We start from the raw sequence: 16,654 nt of genomic DNA, 5'->3' as shown, positions 1-16,654 counted from the left end.
TTCTTCCGGGGACCGCTCCGTCCCGCACTTCGTTCGGAAGACTAGTCGTCGGCCGGTTCCCCGTGGCCGTACGGGTCGACGAACTTCGGGAGGTCGGGCACGTCGGCGCCGTCGTGTTCGCCGACCGGCGGGCGGTTCACCTCGGCGGCGGGCGAGTCGTCGAGGTCGGTCTCGTCTTCGATCGACTCCATCTGTCCCTCGCCGTCGGCCTCGCGAGCGTCCTGGTCGATGCGCATCGAGCAGAAGTCGACGCCGCACATCGAGCAGAAGCGGGCCTCCTTGTAGTTGTCGCCGGGGAGCGTCTGGTCGTGGAACTCGCGGGCCCGCTCCGGGTCCAGGGCGAGTTCGAACTGGCGGCGCCAGTCGAACTCGTATCTCGCCTCGGAGAGGGCGTCGTCCCAGTCGCGAGCGCCGGGGCGACCGTTGGCCACGTCGGCGGCGTGGGCGGCGATCCGGTAGGCCGCGAGCCCGTCCCGCACGTCCTCGGCGTCGGGCAGGCCGAGGTGCTCTTTGGGCGTGACGTAGCAGAGCATCGCCGCGCCGGCCCGGGCCGCCTCGGTCGCGCCGATGGCGCTGGTGATGTGGTCGTAGCCCGGCGCCACGTCGGTCACGAGCGGCCCGAGCACGTAGAAGGGGGCACCGTCGCAGACTTCTTGCTGGCGCTCGACGTTGTCGGCCACCTCGTCCATCGGCACGTGGCCCGGTCCTTCGACCATCACCTGGACGCCGTGGTCCCAGGCGGTCCGCGTGAGTTCCCCCAGCGTCTCCAGTTCGGCGAACTGCGCCTCGTCGCTCGCGTCGGCCAGCGAGCCCGGCCGGAGCCCGTCGCCCAGACTGAAGGTCACGTCGTGCTCGGCGAAGATGTCGCATATCTCCTCGAACTTGGTGTACAGGGGGTTCTCCATCCCGTTCTCCTCGATCCACTGGGCGAGGATCGACCCGCCCCGCGAGACGATGCCGGTCTTGCGGCCGTCGGTCAGCGGGAGGTGTTCCATCCGCACGCCGGCGTGGATCGTCATGTAGTCGACGCCCTGCTCGGCCTGCTTCTCGATCACGTCCAGCAGGAGTTCGTGGGTCAGGTCGGCCACGTCGTCGACCCGCGTGACCGCTTCGTAGATGGGGACCGTTCCGACGGGCACCGGCGAGTACTCGACGTTCGCCTCCCGGATCTCGTCGAGGTCGCCTCCGGTGGAGAGGTCCATCACCGTGTCCGCGCCGTAGTGGACCGCGGTGTGGAGTTTCTCCAGTTCGTCCTTGAGGTCGCTGGTCGTCTCACTGGCGCCGATGTTGGCGTTGACCTTCGTCGCGAACTCCCGGCCGATGACCATCGGGTCCAGCGACTCGTGGCCGTGGTTGGCGGGGATCACCGCCTGCCCCTCGGCGACCTGCTCGCGGACGAACTCCGGGTCGCGCTGTTCGCGTTCGGCGACCCGCTCCATCGCCTCCGTGACCGTTCCCTCCCGTGCGCGCTGCAGTTGCGTCGGCATCGATTACTAGGTTGTACTACCAAGTTATAAGCGTTGGTGGTCGGGCCGGTTAACGGAAGCGCGACCGCTGTCTATAGTATCCGACAGAATTATTTACTCAGAGTGCGTTGCAACTACTAGTGAATCATCTCGACGAGATCTCCGTCGAGGAACTGCAAGACACCCTCGACAACGTGGATGGAAAGAAACCGACACAACGGCTCTTAGCCGCAATTGCGTACAAAAACGGTGTTTCGCAGACTGAACTAGCCGAGTGGTACGACGTTCAACGACGGACGATCTACAGCTGGCTCAAGCGACTCGACACCGACGAGTCGCTTGAGCAAGCCGTCTCTGATGCTCATCGATCCGGAAGAAAACGAAAGCTCTCAGAATCACAGCAAGAAGAGTTCGAACAAACCGTTCACGAACCACCTGAAGAAGTCGGGATCGACGCGCCGGCGTGGACGCCGGCGCTCGCCCAAGAATTTCTCGAAGACACGTACGGCGTCGAATACTCGATCGCGAGTTGTCGGCGGTTGCTCAAAGAAGCTGGACTCAGTTATCAAAAACCACGTCGAACAGCCGCCGAAGCCGACGAATCTGACCAAGAGGAGTTCCACGACGAGATCAAAAAAAGCGGCGGGAAATGGACGCCACAGTAGTCTGTATCGACCAAACCAAGAAATCGGTACAGGTCGAGCCGCGTGCCGCGTGGTTTCCGCGCGGCACGCGGCCGAGCGTCGAACTGTCTGGTCAACGCGACTGGACGTGTCTGCTCGGCGCGATCACCGAAGATGGTGACTGCTTTTTCTCACGATTCACCGAGTACGTTACCGCCGATCACGCGAAACATTTCATTCTCGCGTTATGCGAAGAATTCGAAGAAGACTTGATCGTCGTGCTAGACGGAGCGCCGTACTTTCAGGCGTCGGCCGTCACGGACCTAGCGGCCCGTGACGACCTCGCCTTCGTCACGTTGCCTGCGTATTCGCCGGAACTCAATCCTGTCGAAGAGTGCTGGCGACAACTCCAAGACGCCCTCAGCAACCGGTTCTTCGACTCGCTTGAGCAACTGACCTCCGCGATCGATACCGCTCTCGACCAGCTGTCGCTCCCAAAAGTGAGTAATTACTTCTGACGAATACTATAGCGTGTCGTTCCGGGGAGAACGGACCCGGGCGGACCTGCGTCGAAAGTCGGACGTGTCAGCGAGTGGGCCGACGCGGGAGGATCGACGACGGTACGGGGCCCGACCAGTCCGGAATGGGTCTGCTGGGCGCGTCGGAGTCGCCCGGAGGGCGCTACTCGTCGACGCGGACGGTCGTGACGGGGACGGGCGACTCGCGGACGACGTTCTCGGCGACGCTGCCGATGAGGTAGTGGTCGAGGCCCGTCCGGCCGTGCGTGCCCATGACGACCAGGTCCGGGTCGTTCTCCGCGACGAATTCGAGGATCGCGGACTTCGGCACGCCCTCCTCGACGATGCGCTCGACGGGTACGTCGTCGGGGAGGGTAGCGACGGCCTCGTCGATGGCCTGGCGAGCGCGCTCGCGTTCGGAGGCGAGCCACGCGTCGGGGGCGATGCCGGACGACGGGCTCTCGAAGCGGTTTCGCGTGTCCACGACCGAGAGGACGTGGACGGTCGCGCCGTGAACTTCGGCCAGCTGGCCCGCGTGGTCGACGGCGGCCGTCGTCGCCTCGCTGCCGTCCGTGGGGAGGAGGATGTCGTCGTACATCAGACACCCACCGCCATGCCGAACAGGGCGAGCGCGATGACGGCGAACAGGCCGCCGACGAAGGTCTTGATCGTGTCGGTGTCGAGGGCGTTCGAGACGTAGGGGGCGATCTGCCCGCCGGTGACCGTCGCCGGGACGGTGAACACGACCATGTTCCACGGCGTCGAGGCCAGCGAGAGGCTGTGGACGCCGGGGATGTGGATCCCGGCGGCGTCGAGCACCGTCCCGCCGAAGACGTGGACGAGCGAGGCGAGGACCGCCGTCACGGCGACGACGATGTGATTGGTCCCGATGGCGACGCGGACGGGGACCTTCGTCGAGAGCATCGAGATGATGCCGAGTTCGCCGGCGCCGAAGCCGGCGAGCCCCTGGAAGGTGCCGCCGATGCTGTAGTTGGCGAACCGCTTGAGGTAGCCGCCGCGGGTGTAGCGGTAGTCGTCCCCGTCGCGGTCGACCCGCGTCACGGTCCCGTCGTCGTCGGTGCGGACGCCGGCGGGGCCGAGCTTGTCGGCGTCGTCGGGGAGGTCCGCGGTGCCGCCGTCCGCCGCCGTCGAGGCGCCGCCGTCGGTCGCCGTCGAGGTGCCGCCCTCCGACCCCGACTCCGGCTCCTCGTGGCCCAGGTCAGCCTTGAACAGGAGGTACGAGGCGGCCAGTAGCGCCAGGCCAAGCAGGCCGTGGAACAGCGGTTCCGGGATCACAAAGGAGAGGATGGCTCCAGCGACGACGAACGGCACCGCACCGCCGACGATCGACAGGGCGAGCCGGCGGTCGACCAGCCCGTACTGGACGAACGCGACTGCGGAGCTCGACAGCCCGAACGCCTCGCTGATCAGCCCGACCTTCACGAGCGTCTCCGGCGTGAGTGGCTGGGCGAACAGCGGGAAGATGAAGATCAGGAAGGGCACGAACAGCGCCGAGCCGCTGATCCCGACCGTGTTCACGATGGTCGCGCCCGTCAGGAACACGGGGAACAGCCACCAGAAATCCAGCCAGTAGCCCGGACCGCCGGCGCCGTCCGTCGGCGCGAACAGGAACACGCTCGCGACGAAGAGCACGGGCGCCGCGAACACGAAGATGTGCTGGTACTTCAGGAACGACTTCTGGACGGAACTGAAACTCACGCGGGAACACCTCTGGAAGCGGCACGGGTCGACGCCCGCACGACCGAGTCGCCGGACTGAACGAAGGGGTCCCGCATTCAGGTGATACCCCTCGTTGTCGGGTGAAATCGGGTCTGGCTCGCGGAACGGTCGACCGCCGGTGAACGGGTCATGGTGCCCGGCACGTTGCGAGTACCGTCTAAAGGACCTTGGGGTTCGGACGACGTTTGCGAACGGGACACACAGCGCGGCTGTGTCCAGTTTTCGCCGTTCCCGCTCGAGATCGATCAGAGTCTTTCCGGGAGGATCGACAGGGCGAAAACGACCCCGGCGGACAGCGGTCTCTGGACGGTGCGAGTCGAGGCGGACGGGGAGCGCCGTTCAGGTGTCGAACTCGTAGGCGTCGGCGGCGCGGGCCTCGGAGGGTTCGACGTCCGGTTCGCCGGGGTCGGCGTCCCTGTCGAGGGTCCGCCTGAGCAGGAGATAGCCGGCGGCGCCGACGGCCAGCCCGCCGACCCCGCGGGGACCGACGCTGACGGACGTTTCGAGCGCCCACCCGGAGGCAAACAGCAGCTGGTACGCCGTGAAACCGACCATGGCGACGCCCAGCGCCAGCAGCGCGTAGCCGAGGAGCGTGCCGCCGACCGATGCGAGCCGCTCGCGTTCGATGGAGCGCTCCATACTGTCGCTTCGGACGGGTCACAGATTAGACTTGTTGCCATGCGAACCGCTTCGGGCGACTCGCCCCCTCCCCGGGTCGTCGACGCGCGGTCGGCGCCGCCGCGAAAACCCTAACCGTGCCGGCGACAACGACCGGATATGAACCCCCTCGAACTGGACCGCCAGCAGGTCCTGGCGCTCATCATGGTGTTCCTGATGATCGGGTCGGCGGTCGTCTACGTGCTCGCGTACGCGCTCGGGTGACCGACTCGACCGCGGGGCACCGCCGGGTCAGTGGTCGTCAATCCCGTCGTCGCCGTCGCCGTCGTCACCGTTTTCGTCGGATTCACGGCCGGGGTCGAAGCGGGCGACCCAGTCGTCGAGCGTCTCCAGCCGGTGGGATTCGCGGTCGGGGTCGCCGACGTTGTGGTGTTCGTCGGGGTAGACGACGAGTTTCGACTCGACGCCGCGTTTCCGGAGGGTGCGGTAGAGCTGCTCGGACTGGGTGGGCGGACACCGCCAGTCGTTCCCGCCGGCGGTCAGCAGGAGCGGCGTGTCGATCCGGTCGGCGTCGGTGATCGACGACGCCGCGTCGAAGGCCTCGGGCTCCTCCCACGGGAGGCCGAAGTCGTTCTCGATCCACCTGTGGGAGTCGTCGGTGCCGAACGCCGAACGCATGTCGTAGACGCCGTGTTCGGCGAGACCGGCGGCGAACCTGTCCGTTCGGGTGAGCACGTAGGCCGTGTTGACCCCGCCCTGGGAGAAGCCGCCGACGAACAGCCGGTCGGGGTCGGCCCACCCCCGCTCGACGAGGTCCTCCATCCCGGCCAGCAGGTCCTCGACCTCGAGCGTGTTCCACGCCCCCTGCAGCGCCTCGCAGAAATCCCGACCGTAGGAGGTCGACCCGCGGTAGTTGACGTTGTAGACGAGGTAGCCGCGCGTCGTCCAGAACGTCGTCAGGAGTCCGAACTGCGGCTGGTCGTAGGCCATCGGCCCGCCGTGGATCCACAGCAGCGTCGGCCGCGGGTCGGGGTCGTCGGGGTCGAACCCGGGCGGATGGGAGGCGATCCCCTCGACCTCGGTCCCGTCGTCGCTCTCGAACGCTAGCCGGGTGGTCTCGGGGTGGTCGTAGTCGGCGACGAGGTCCGGGTTCAGCTCGGTGAGCCGGCGCCGCGGGTCGGCGTCGTCCGGCCCGGCGTCGAGGGCCTTGGAGTCCATCGCGTACACGTCGTACCCCTCCGCGGGATCGCTGCGGACGAGCGCGACGGTCCCGCCGTCGGCGTCGAACTGCCCCAGCGTCTCGTCGCGGGGCTGGCGGTCGAAGACCCGCTCGTGGCCGCCGTCGGCGTCGATCTCGGCGAACCGGGTCCAGCCCTCGTCGGCGATCGACGCCAGCAGCCGGTCGCCGTCGAGCCACGCCGCGCTCCCCAGCAGACCGAGCGTCCGGTCGAGTTCCCCGGTGACGACGGTGTACTCGCCCGTCTCGGGGTCGGCGACGCAGAGCTCGGTCGGCGCGTACCAGTTGGTCGGGTCGCTCGCGCCGAAGGCGAGCCGGTCTCCCTCGGGGCCCCAGACGGGGGCGGTCGCGGTGTACTCGCCGTCGGTGAGTCGCTCGACCGAGCCGTCCCCGGCGTCGACGACGTGGATGTCGTAGACGTACGTGTCGTCGGGCTCGTCGCCGTGGTACGCGCAGAAGGCGATGCGGTCGTCCTCGGGGTGCCATGCGGGCTGGAGCCCGCCGAGCGCCTCGAAGATCCCGCCGCCGGTGGCGTCGTCGAGGCGGCGTTCCTCGCGGGTCTCGACGTCGACGACGAACAGGTAGGTCGTCACCGTGTCGAGCCACCCCTGGCCGTCCATCTTGTGCTGGAGGCGCTCGGTCTCGACCGGGCCGTCCTCGCGGCGCTGGTCGAGATACTCCTCCTCCGCCTCGGTCGGGTCCCGCGCCGAGACGACGACCCGCTCGCCGTCGGGCCCCCAGTCGAAGTCCCGGACCCCCTCCTCGCGGTCGGTCACCTGCCGGGCGTCACCGCCGAGTTCGAGGTCGTACACCCAGACCTGGGGCTTGGGCTCGTCGCCGTTCGCGCCGCTCTCCCCGTCGTCCTCGCCGTCAGCATCGTCCTCGCCGTCAGCATCGTCTCCGTTCTCGCCCTCATCACGGCCGACGCGCATATCCACGTCCGCGTCGCGGACCATGACGGCGCCGAGTTTCGAGCCGTCCGGCGACCACTCGACGTTCCACGCGCCGCTGGCGCGAGTGAGCCGGTGGGGGTCGCGGCTCCCGTCGGCGGGGACGACGAACACCGATTGCAGGGTCTCGTCCTCGTCGGGGTCGGCCTCGCTGGCGGCGAACGCGACCCGGTCGCCGTTCGGCGAGACCGCGAGTTCCGTCGGGCGCGTCCGGTCGTAGACCGCGTCTGCGGGGAGTTCGTCCATGCCCCGGCGTCGGCCGGCGGTCACTTACCAGTTCGGGCGATGTGGCCCCCGTTTGCACCCGTCCGCGGCGGTCAGTCGTCGCCGACGGCAGCCGCCACCTCGGCGCTCGCGGGTGCGGCCGCACCGTAGCGCGCCCACAGCGCCAGCAGGCTCGGCAGAACGACGACGCTCGCGAGGAACGCGTAGCCGATGCCGAGCGCGAGGACGAGCCCGAACTGGCGCAGCGCGGGCAACAGCGAGAACGCCAGCACGCCGAACCCGCCGGCGGTCGTGACCGCGCTGGACAGCAGCGCCCCGCCGGTGCCGGTGACGGTGCGCTCCAGCGCGCGCCCGGGGTCGCCGCTCGCCGCCAGTTCGTCGACGAAGCGCTCGGTGACGTGGATCGCGTAGTCGACGCCGAGCCCCAGCGAGATGCTGCCGACCAGCGCCGTCACGAGGCTCAGCGACAGGTCCAGCGCCGCCATCGTCCCGAGGAGCCACGCGACCGTGGCGGCCACCGGCGCGAGCGTCACCGCCCCGACCGAGGCGCTGCCCTCGAAGGCGCGGAACGCGACCGCCAGCAGGGCCAGCAGCGCGACCAGCGTGACGGCCACGCTCTCGACGATCGTGGTCGCCAGCCGCGTGTCCAGGTCGTCCGTGACGACGAGCGACCCCGTCGCGGTGGCGGTCAGCGCGCTCCCGCGTTCGAGGTCGGCGGCGACGCCGCGCACGGCCTCCGCGACCGCCCCGCTCGACGCGGTACCCTCGACGCCGACCCGCATCCGGAGCGCGACGGGCTCGCCGTCGACGCGGTGGACGAACCGCTCGGCCAGGCCCGGCGCGGCGGCGGACAGCCCGTCGTAGACGGCGTCCAGGTTCCGGTCGGGGACGCCGTCCCCGTCGGTGTCGGCGGCCGCCACGGTCGCGTTGAACGAAGCGTTGCGCGCGGCCGCCAGCCGGATCGCCGAGACGGGGGAGGCGACGGCCGCCTCGCCGGTCGGGCGGGTGAACGTGACCTCGGCCGCCCGCGCCTCCTCGGCCGCGTCGGCGACACGCTCCAGCGTCGCCGGGTCGGTCACGTCCCCGCTCACGAGGACGTACGTCTGCGTGTCGGGCGCCTGGAACCGCGAGTAGACGAACTCGCGGTTCTCGTCGAGGAAGTACTCGCCCGGCCGGACCGCCGCGGGCAGCTCCTCGGTCCAGCCGGGCGGGTCGTCGGCCATGAACGACTCCGTGTCCGAGGACACGTCGACGCCGGTCGCGGCGTAGGCGCCGCCGGCGCTGACGACCAGTGCGACAGCGAGCACGGCCAGCGGCGCCCGCCTGGCGAGGACGGCCCCGGCGCCCAGCAGTCGGCCGAACCGCCCGCCGGTCCCGAAGGGTCGGCGCGAGCGGTCGACCCCGCGGGCCTCCAGCGCGGCATCGACCTCCGTCTTCAGTGCCGGGAGGAAGACGCCGAAGACGACCAGCGTCGCGCCCACCCCGACGGCGGTGACGACGCCGAAGGTCCGCAGGTCCGGCATCGAACTCGTCAGGTTCGCGAGGAAGCCGATCGCCGTCGTCGCCGTCACGAGCGCGAGCGCGGTGCCGACCCCGCGCAGCGAGCGACCCATCGCGGTCCGCACGCCCTCGCCGTACTGGCTGCGGCGCTCCCTGAATCGCATCACGACGTGGAGCCCGTAGTCGACGGAGAGCCCGATCAACAGCAGCGGGACGGCGATCATCATCTGGTTGAACTCGATGCCGGTCCACCCCATGACGCCGAAGGTCCACACGAGTACGAGCACGACGCCCACGAGCCCGAGCGCGACGTCGAGGGGGTCGCGATAGGCGACCGACAGCGCCGCGAGGACGAACAGCAGCGCCAGCGGCCCGAGGATCGCCATGCTGTCGCCGATGGCCGCGTTCTGCTGTTCGGAGAAGAAGCCCTCGCCGAACGCGAGATACGTCTCCGGCCCGGGCTGGCGCTTCGCGACCGCGCGGGCGGCGAAGTGACTCTCGACCACGGGCTCGGAGATCATCGGCGGCGCCCGGACGAGTTGCTCGGTGCGGAAGGTGACGACGACCAGCCGCGCGTCCGCGGTCGTCGACCCCGGTTCGTACCCGCGGGGCAGCAGCCGCCGCGCCGTGCGGCCGCTCGCGTCCCCGTCGGCGGCCAGCACCTGCCCGACGACCGACTCGACCGCACTCGCGTTCATCGACTCCAGTTGCGCGAGTTGCTCGTCGACCGTCGGCGCCGTCGCCGACTGTCGCCGCTGGCGCTGGGTCGACTCCTCGCTCAGCCGCTCGGACCGATCGCGCCGCTGCTCGGCGACGATGGCGGCCCGCGCGACGATATTCGCCACGCCCGTCGTCGAGCGGTTCCCGACGAGCGTCCGGTTCACCGTCGCGTTCTCGCGGAGCCGCTGCTGGAAACGCAGCGAGCGCACCAGCGACTGGCGCGAGAGCACGTTCCCGTCGGGGTTCCGGACGGCCAACAGCGCGGTCGTCGTGTTGCCGTCCCCGGCGGAGAAGTTCTCGCGGACGTAGTCGTTGGCCGCCGCGGCCTCGGACTCGGTGGCGACGGCGTCCAGCGACGCCGACTGCTCGACCATCCCGGCGCCCGCCCCGACGGCCAGCGTCAGGACGAGCATCGCGGCGACGACGAGTCGGCTCCGCTCGGCGACGAGAGCGGCGGCGCGGTCGACCGCTCCCATCAGCGACCACCCTCCCGTCGGCGTCTCGCCGCGCTCCGTTCCCGGCCGCGCGCCGTCCGCCACCGCGCCCGGCCCCGGTCGCGTCTCGGTTCCGTCCGACTCTCGGTGTCTCTCATCGTTCGAAGGCAGCGGCGCCCGCCGGGTGCCGCTTCTGTGCGGTATAGTCGGGGGATTTAAGCCCGGCCGGGGGCGAGCCGTCGCCGATGAAACACCTCCGTGTGACCTCGCGGCCCGAGCCCGGACGGGCGCCCGCGTTCTTCCGGGTGCTGGCCGACTCCGACCACGTCGCGGAGGCGCGGGCGGTCGACTGGAACATGGCCGCCCCCGAGCGGACGACGCTGCTGTACGCCGTCGACGGCGACCCGGTCCCGTTCCGCGAGGCGGCGCTCGACACGTCGGGGATCGAGTCCGTCGCCCTCTCGGCGGTCGACGCGCCCACCTCCCACGCGCTGGTCCGCGCGGAGACGGCGGCGATCCCGCTGTTCAGCGCGATCGCCGAGGCGATGGCCCGGGCGGGCCTCGTGGTCCGCAAACCGGTCGTCTACCGCGACGGGACGGCTCGCGCCCACGTCGTCGGCGACCCCGCGCCGCTCCAGGCCGCGCTGGACGCGGCGCCGCCCGGCGTCGACGTCCGGGTCGACGAGATCGGCACCTACCCCTGCCCCAGGGCCGACCCCGCCACCGAACTGAGCGAGCGCCAGCGGGCGGCCGTCGAGGCGGCGCTCGAACTCGGGTACTACGACCGGCCCCGCGGGGCCACCCACGAGGACGTGGCCGACGCGCTGGACTGCGCCCCGGCGACGGCCAGCGACCACCTCCAGAAAGCGGAGGCGAAGCTCGTCCGCGCCGGGATGGGCGCGTTCGGTCACGGAGACTGACCGGCGAGGTCACGACCGTCTCCGGTCGCCCTCCGGGTCGGAGACCGGGGCCGGAGCCCGGAGGGTCGAGCCCCGGCCGAGTCGCACGGATTTATGCCGGCGTCGCCCGCAGTTCGCGCCGATGAAGGTCCTGCGAGCCACCGCGCGGGTCGCCCCCGAGGACGCGCCGACGTTCTTCAACCTGCTCGCCCACGCCCCCGAGGTCGAGGAGGCGCGGGTGCTCGAAGTGAACACGACGCCGGCGGGCGTCGAGACACTGCTCATCGCCATCGACGGCGACCACACCGCCTTCGCCGCGCAGGCTGACGAGACCCCGGGCGTCCAGTCGGTCGAGGTGTCGGTCGTCGGCGAGGGCCGCGCGTACGCGCTCCTGGTGATGCGCTCCCCGGAGACGCCGCTGTTCGACCGGATCCACGAGATGGGGTCGAGCCGGGGGTTCGTGGTCCGGACCCCGTTCGTCTACCGCGACGGCGCGATGTACGGGCGGGCGGTGGGCGACCCGGAACCGCTCCAGCGGGCGCTGGAGGAGGTCCCCGCCGAGATCGACGTCCGCGTCGACGAGGTCGGCGAGTTCCGCGGCGGGCTGGACGACCCCGGGACACGCCTGAGCGAGCGCCAGCGCGAGGCGCTCGAGACCGCGCGGGACCTGGGGTACTACGAGACGCCCCGCGAGGCCACCCACGAGGACGTCGCCGCGGAACTCGACTGCGCGCCCGCGACCGCCAGCGACCACCTCCAGAAGGCCGAGGCCAAACTCGTCGACGCCGCGCTCGACGAGTTCGGTCCCGAGGTCTGAGCTCGGTCACGAACTCCGGGTCTCCGTCCCCGCTCGACCGTTCAGACCGCCTCGGCGCTGCTGGCGCGCGCGCGAGCAGTCCGACCGCGAGCGCGCCGACAGCGAGGTTCAGCGCGACGAGGACGGCGACGGCGGGGACGACCGTGTCGGCGACCCCGCCGAACCGCGAGACCGACAGCACCGTCGACACGTCCCGGCCGAGGACCAGCGCCCGGACCGCGTCGACGCCGTAGGTGACGGGGTTGAACGCCGCGACGAACTCGATGTCGTCGGACAGCGGGACAAACGCCGGCGAGAGGAAGAGGAGGGGGAACATGAACAGCATCGAGGCGGCGTTGACCACCTCGTCGTCGCGGGCCAGCAGGCCGACGACGTTCGAGACGGCCATGAACAGCAGGCCGACGAGCAGACAGACCGCGACGACCCCAGCGACGCCGGCCGCTCGCGAGTCGACGGGCGGGTCGCTGACCGACCGCCAGCGGGAGGCCGTCGCGGCGGCGAACCGGCTGGGCTACTACGAGACGCCGCGGACGGCGACACACGCCGACGTGGCCGCCGAACTCGGCTGTTCCCCACAGACCGCCGGCGAGCACCTGCGGCGGGCGGAGGCGAAACTCGCCGACGCCGCGCTCGACGAGGTCCGCTCCGGGCGGTGAGTCACACCCACTCGACGGCGGCGTCGAGGTCGAGCGGCACGTCGCCGTGGCGGTAGCCCTCGCAGCGGCCGTCGGGGCGGTAGCGGAAGACGACGGTGGGCTGGTAGCCGACGGAGGGGCGCTCGGCGCGGATGGGGTTCCACTCGTCGTCGCGGAAGGAGGTGCAGTCGACCAGCAGGACGGCGTCGTCGTGGATGGCGAGCTGGTCGCGGGTCTTCGAGTCGACAGTCCGCCGCAGCGCGGCGATGGGGGTACCGGCGGGGCGGTTGCGAGGGGCCATCGGGCGGGTGACCTCGACGAGCCGCTCCCCGCCGGGGGTCTCGACGGCGAAGTCCAGCGCGTGCCCGGAGTCCCGTTCCGACTCGGGGACGAAATCGATCCCGGCGTCGGCGAGCAGTTTGGCGGCGTCGAACTCGCCCATGGTGGCGCGCATGCGGCTGAACTCGTTGCGCTCGCTGGTGCCGAGCTTGGCGGCCATGGTGTAGCGGTGGTCGTCGAGGACGCCCGTCTTCAGGAACCGCTCGTAGAACTCCAGCCCTTCCTCCCGGGTGGCGTCGGGGAACCCGGCGGCGTCGCGGTCGAAAAAGGCGCGGGTGGTCTCGCGGCCGTCCTTCGAGAAGAGGACCGGGAGGAAAAACCACGAGACGTACTCGTAGGCGGCGAGCCAGGGGGCCTGGCGCTGGAGGTCGTAGGTGAGTTCGCGCTGGGCCCAGCGGGCGACCTCGTAGGGCGCCTCGTCGAAGGTCTCCTTCTCGGTGCGCCACAGCGCCTCGGGCGTCTCGGTGTTGCCCAGCCAGTAGGCGCCGTCGTCGTCCCAGGCGAACAGGGCCAGATCGCCGTTGTCCATCTCGAACCGGCGGGCGCGGTACCCGCGCGGACCGTCGATCTTCGGCGTCGTCAGTCGCGCGCCGAAGCGGTCGTCGAGCGGGGCGAACAGGTCCTGTCTGACCCGCTGCTCGTCCCAGCGCCCGGTCGACCGCCGAAAGCGAACCGGTCCGGCCATATCGGGGGAAGCGGGAGCCAGCGGTTTACACTGTTCGGACTCGTCGCCCCGCCGGCGCCGCCGCCCGTTCAGACCCCGCCAGCGGGCGCGTCAGTGACGCTCGACCGGAAATTTCACCGACCGTTACATTGATAATCGTTAGCTCACTAGTGTGGGTGTGATACACAATGTCGATGGGTGCATACGACGAAGTGGAGCATGAGCGCCGCGAGCGCAAGAACGGCGAGGTCGACATGAGCGACGAGGACCGCCGCACGGAGTACCGCGGCGAGGTCGAGTACGACAGCGACGAGTCGGCGGAGGAGCTGCTCGACCAGTTCAAGGAGATAAATTCGTAATCGCTCCGGTTCCTTCCGTGCGCCGGTAGAGGACGACCAGCGACAGCGATGTCACGGTCGCGATCGCGAGGACGTGCCCGACGACGGCGACCAGCAGGACCGTGTGGTCCAGCAGGAACGGGACCAAAAGCAGCTGGAGCAACCCGAAGCCCATCGTCTCCAGGTCGGCGCGGGCGAGGATCCGGGTCTGTTCGGGGGAGAACCGGAAGCGGGCCGACCGCCACAGCGCGGCGACGCTGGCCCACCAGCCGGTGCCGATGCGGTAGCACACGTCCCAGAGCACGAGGAGGGTGAGATACGTCGCGGCCAGCGGCGGCTCCGGGCCCAGCAGTTCGGTCACCAGCGGGCGCGGCGTGCGCGGGTCGACGACGAACAGGTAGGTCAGCAGGGCGACGAAGGCCAGCACGCCGAGGACCACCTCGATGCTGGAGCCGAAGACGAGCCGGCGGTACGGCTCCGGCGGGTCCGCCCGGCGGACGAGCTTGCTGATCCGCAGCATCTCCAGGCTGCCGGCGGTCGCGACGAGGACGGCGACCGTCCCCGCGACGGCCCCCTCCGGGAGCCCGTAGATCGCGGCCAGCACCAGCACGCCCGCCTCGAACAGCGAGAACTGGATGACCAGCGCCAGCCGCTCGGAGACCTCGACCCCCGGGAGCGCGCCGACGATGCTCTCGTAGACCCACGTCTCACCGTACTCCGGGACGGGCGACGCGGCGGCGTCAGCGGCGTCTGCAGCGTCCTCTCCGCCTGTGCCGTCCCCGTCCGCGCGGGCGTCGCCCCCCGGGCCAGGGTCCGGGTCGATCACCGGGACCCTCCCGGTGTCGCGCGTGGCGCTCGGTCCGCCATCGGGTCCACCCTCCGTGGTCGTCCCGCTGTCGGGTCCGCCGGTCGTCCCACCATCAGGTCCGCCCCCCGCGTTCGTCGGCGCTCGGGCTCCCGCCGGGGGCGGGTGCGGCCGTCCCCGTCTCGGGGGCCAGCGCCTTCCGGACGGCGTCGTCGAACGACGTGAGATCGACGTCGACGTGGTCGCGGATCGCGTCGTCGGTGACGACGACCGGGTTCTTCAGCCCGAGGACGAGCGGCCGGGCGACCGCCGTCGGCACGTCGGTCACCAGCCCGATCCAGTACGAGGAGAGCTTCGGCGTGAGGACGGGGACCGAGAGGATCAGCGGCCGGCGCCGGCCCATCGCCTCGGCGGTCCGGGCGAGCATCTCGCGGTAGGTCAACACGTCGGGCCCGCCGATCCCGTAGGTCTCGCCCGCGGTCGCCGGCGCGTCGAGGACGCCGACGAGGTACGCGACCACGTCGTCGACGGCGATGGGCTGGCACTCGTTTTTGACCCACCGGGGGGTGACCATCAGCGGTAGCCGCCGGACCAGCTGGCGGACCATCCGGAAGCTGGCGCTGCCGTCCCCGACGATGACCGCCGCCCGCAGCGTCGTCAGGTCGTAGTCGGCGTCGGCGAGGATCCGCTCGACCTCCCGGCGCGACCGGAGGTGCGGCGAGAGGTCGTCGCCGTCCTCGCCGAGGCCGCCGAGGTAGACGACCCGCTCGACCCCCGCGCCGTTCGCGACGGCGGCGAAGTTACTCGCGGCCTTGCGGTCCCGTTCCTCGAAGTCGTCGCCCGCCCGCATCGAGTGGACGAGGTAGTACGCCGCGTCGATCCCCTCGAAGGCGGGCGCGAGCGTTCCGGGTTCGAGCAGGTCGCCCTGGACCACCTCGACGCCCGGCGGCGGGTCGTAGGCCGACGGGTCCCGGACCAGCGCCCGCACGTCGTGGCCGGCCGCCGTGAGTGCGGGGACGAGCCGCCCCCCGACGAACCCCGTCGCCCCCGTGACGAGCACGTGCATACCCGGACCAGGGACTGAATCCCCTTAACGACCCGAGCCGGCTGGGCGACCCCGGCCGGTCGCGCCTCAGTCCTCCCAGCCCGGCGTCTCGGGCGCGCCGCGGTCACCCTCGACGGTCGCGGCGGCCCCGGGGTCGGGCGGCTCCTCGCCAGCGCGGTCGGTCCACTCGGCGACGGCGCCGTCGACCCACGAGTCTGCGTCGAGCGCCCGCTCGCGGGCCCGTTCGTAGCGCTCGTCGCTGACGGCCAGCGTCCCCGGCGCCGAGGCGGCGGCGACGGCCACGAACTCGGCGTGGTCGGCCCGCGTCGCCTCGCCCGCGGCGAGCCGCGCGACCGCTCCCTCGATCCGTTCGGCGTCGGGGTGGCCGAACACCCGCGCACCCACCGCTCCCGGCCCCAGCACCGGACCGGCGTCGTCGGGCGGTTCGTCGTCGAGCAGCCGCTCGCCGCCGTGGACGCGCTCGACCCGCTCGCACTCCGTCTCGGCGTCCAGCGCGAGATTGTCGCCCGGGTAGGTCGCGCAGGTTCCGGGATAGAGGTCGCTCTCGTGGATGCGACACTGGAGCGTCTCCGGGTCGAGGAAGGCGCAGGTCGGGAGCCAGCGCGGCTCGGCGTCGAAGGGCGCGACGGGCTTGGGGACCTTCCGCAGGCCGACGAGGAAGGCTGGGCGGCCCCGGACGGCGGCGACCTCGACGCCCCCGACGGTGACGCTCGGGCCGTCCTCGATCCGGAACAGCCGGGCGACCAGCGCGCCGGCGAGGCCCGCGTCGAGGAACGCGCGCACCTCGTCGCTCGACAGCGGCGCGAGGTTGGCCACGTCGTCGAGCGGGCGGTAGCTACCGCGGCGCTCGTGGCCGTGGTCGGCGTCGTCCGGCGCCAGCGCGCGCCAGTCGAGACAGCAGCCGGCACACCCCTCGCAGTTCACCTCCATACCGACGGTTCGGCGTCGACGGGCAAAAGTCCGCGCCCGGACGGCTGTGATCCGCGCGAATCCGATGGCCGGATTCCTCCGCCTTCAGGGGGAGGAGGAGGTCAAGGTCCGTTCGTGCTGTGAATGGAGC

At 70.9% G+C, this 16,654-nt stretch carries 15 protein-coding genes and 1 pseudogene; 5 read left to right on the top strand and 11 right to left on the bottom strand.

The window, feature by feature from the left end; all coding sequences use genetic code 11:
- Positions 1 to 41 precede the first annotated feature (41 nt).
- Positions 42 to 1,487 carry a phosphomethylpyrimidine synthase ThiC gene (gene thiC / locus ACMGFG_RS00500; RefSeq protein WP_436928389.1) on the bottom strand — a complete coding sequence of 482 codons (1,446 nt, stop codon included), beginning with the start codon at positions 1,485 to 1,487 and terminating at the stop codon, positions 42 to 44.
- Positions 1,488 to 1,606: 119 nt separating this feature from the next.
- Here thiC and ACMGFG_RS00495 point away from each other — a divergent pair.
- A protein-coding gene (locus ACMGFG_RS00495) for an IS630 family transposase (RefSeq protein ID WP_436928388.1) occupies positions 1,607 to 2,607 on the top strand; the annotation gives its coding sequence in 2 pieces (ribosomal slippage) (positions 1,607 to 2,099 and positions 2,099 to 2,607; 1,002 coding nt in all).
- A 163-nt stretch (positions 2,608 to 2,770) separates the two neighbouring features.
- Here the strand turns inward: ACMGFG_RS00495 and ACMGFG_RS00490 are convergent.
- The 5 genes from ACMGFG_RS00490 to ACMGFG_RS00470 all read right to left on the bottom strand — a co-directional run bounded on the left by ACMGFG_RS00490 (position 2,771) and on the right by ACMGFG_RS00470 (position 10,073).
- Entirely contained in the window at positions 2,771 to 3,205 is a 435-nt protein-coding gene (locus ACMGFG_RS00490) for a universal stress protein (RefSeq protein ID WP_436928387.1), read from the bottom strand.
- Positions 3,205 to 4,326 carry a TSUP family transporter gene (locus ACMGFG_RS00485; RefSeq protein WP_436928386.1) on the bottom strand — a complete coding sequence of 374 codons (1,122 nt, stop codon included), beginning with the start codon at positions 4,324 to 4,326 and terminating at the stop codon, positions 3,205 to 3,207. The genes ACMGFG_RS00490 and ACMGFG_RS00485 overlap by 1 nt, the downstream gene beginning before the upstream one ends.
- 360 nt (positions 4,327 to 4,686) lie before the next feature.
- Positions 4,687 to 4,986 (bottom strand): hypothetical protein, encoded by a 300-nt coding sequence (locus tag ACMGFG_RS00480; RefSeq protein ID WP_436928385.1) that lies wholly within the window; start codon positions 4,984 to 4,986, stop codon positions 4,687 to 4,689.
- Positions 4,987 to 5,256: 270 nt separating this feature from the next.
- Positions 5,257 to 7,398, bottom strand: coding sequence for a S9 family peptidase (locus ACMGFG_RS00475; protein WP_436928384.1), 2,142 nt, complete (start codon positions 7,396 to 7,398; stop codon positions 5,257 to 5,259).
- Positions 7,399 to 7,469: 71 nt separating this feature from the next.
- Positions 7,470 to 10,073: an efflux RND transporter permease subunit gene (locus tag ACMGFG_RS00470; RefSeq protein ID WP_436928383.1), complete on the bottom strand. Its 2,604-nt coding sequence runs from the start codon at positions 10,071 to 10,073 to the stop codon at positions 7,470 to 7,472.
- A gap of 203 nt (positions 10,074 to 10,276) precedes the next feature.
- Between ACMGFG_RS00470 and ACMGFG_RS00465 the strand changes: the two genes are divergently transcribed.
- Positions 10,277 to 10,951, top strand: coding sequence for a helix-turn-helix domain-containing protein (locus ACMGFG_RS00465; protein ID WP_436928382.1), 675 nt, complete (start codon positions 10,277 to 10,279; stop codon positions 10,949 to 10,951).
- A gap of 121 nt (positions 10,952 to 11,072) precedes the next feature.
- Positions 11,073 to 11,747, top strand: coding sequence for a helix-turn-helix domain-containing protein (locus ACMGFG_RS00460; protein WP_436928381.1), 675 nt, complete (start codon positions 11,073 to 11,075; stop codon positions 11,745 to 11,747).
- A 265-nt stretch (positions 11,748 to 12,012) separates the two neighbouring features.
- Here the strand turns inward: ACMGFG_RS00460 and ACMGFG_RS00455 are convergent.
- Positions 12,013 to 12,135 (bottom strand): annotated as a pseudogene (locus tag ACMGFG_RS00455) (ABC transporter permease); the annotation flags it as partial.
- On the opposite strand from ACMGFG_RS00455, the gene ACMGFG_RS00450 reads away from it, so the two are divergent.
- Positions 12,134 to 12,403 (top strand): helix-turn-helix domain-containing protein, encoded by a 270-nt coding sequence (locus ACMGFG_RS00450; protein ID WP_436928775.1) that lies wholly within the window; start codon positions 12,134 to 12,136, stop codon positions 12,401 to 12,403. The pseudogene ACMGFG_RS00455 and the gene ACMGFG_RS00450 sit on opposite strands and share 2 nt — an antisense overlap.
- A gap of 1 nt (position 12,404) precedes the next feature.
- Here the strand turns inward: ACMGFG_RS00450 and ACMGFG_RS00445 are convergent, their stop codons facing one another.
- On the bottom strand, positions 12,405 to 13,406 hold the full coding sequence (locus tag ACMGFG_RS00445) for a DUF5784 family protein (protein ID WP_436928380.1): 1,002 nt from the start codon (positions 13,404 to 13,406) through the stop codon (positions 12,405 to 12,407).
- Positions 13,407 to 13,573: 167 nt separating this feature from the next.
- Between ACMGFG_RS00445 and ACMGFG_RS00440 the strand changes: the two genes are divergently transcribed.
- Positions 13,574 to 13,744 carry a DUF5786 family protein gene (locus ACMGFG_RS00440; RefSeq protein ID WP_436928379.1) on the top strand — a complete coding sequence of 57 codons (171 nt, stop codon included), beginning with the start codon at positions 13,574 to 13,576 and terminating at the stop codon, positions 13,742 to 13,744.
- Here the strand turns inward: ACMGFG_RS00440 and ACMGFG_RS00435 are convergent.
- The 3 genes from ACMGFG_RS00435 to ACMGFG_RS00425 form a co-directional block, all read right to left on the bottom strand.
- Positions 13,725 to 14,411, bottom strand: coding sequence for a DUF7530 family protein (locus tag ACMGFG_RS00435; RefSeq protein ID WP_436928774.1), 687 nt, complete (start codon positions 14,409 to 14,411; stop codon positions 13,725 to 13,727). The two genes, ACMGFG_RS00440 and ACMGFG_RS00435, sit on opposite strands and share 20 nt — an antisense overlap.
- Positions 14,412 to 14,643: 232 nt before the next feature.
- Positions 14,644 to 15,594: an NAD(P)H-binding protein gene (locus tag ACMGFG_RS00430; RefSeq protein ID WP_436928378.1), complete on the bottom strand. Its 951-nt coding sequence runs from the start codon at positions 15,592 to 15,594 to the stop codon at positions 14,644 to 14,646.
- Positions 15,595 to 15,660: 66 nt separating this feature from the next.
- A complete protein-coding gene (locus ACMGFG_RS00425) occupies positions 15,661 to 16,524 on the bottom strand; it encodes a YkgJ family cysteine cluster protein (protein WP_436928377.1) in 864 nt (287 codons plus the stop codon).
- Positions 16,525 to 16,654 lie beyond the last annotated feature (130 nt).

Source organism: Halosimplex halobium, assembly GCF_051414055.1.
Classification (GTDB): domain Archaea; phylum Halobacteriota; class Halobacteria; order Halobacteriales; family Haloarculaceae; genus Halosimplex; species Halosimplex halobium.
The sequence above is the reverse complement of the archived record's forward strand: the minus strand, read 5'-3'. Positions and strand labels throughout refer to the sequence as shown.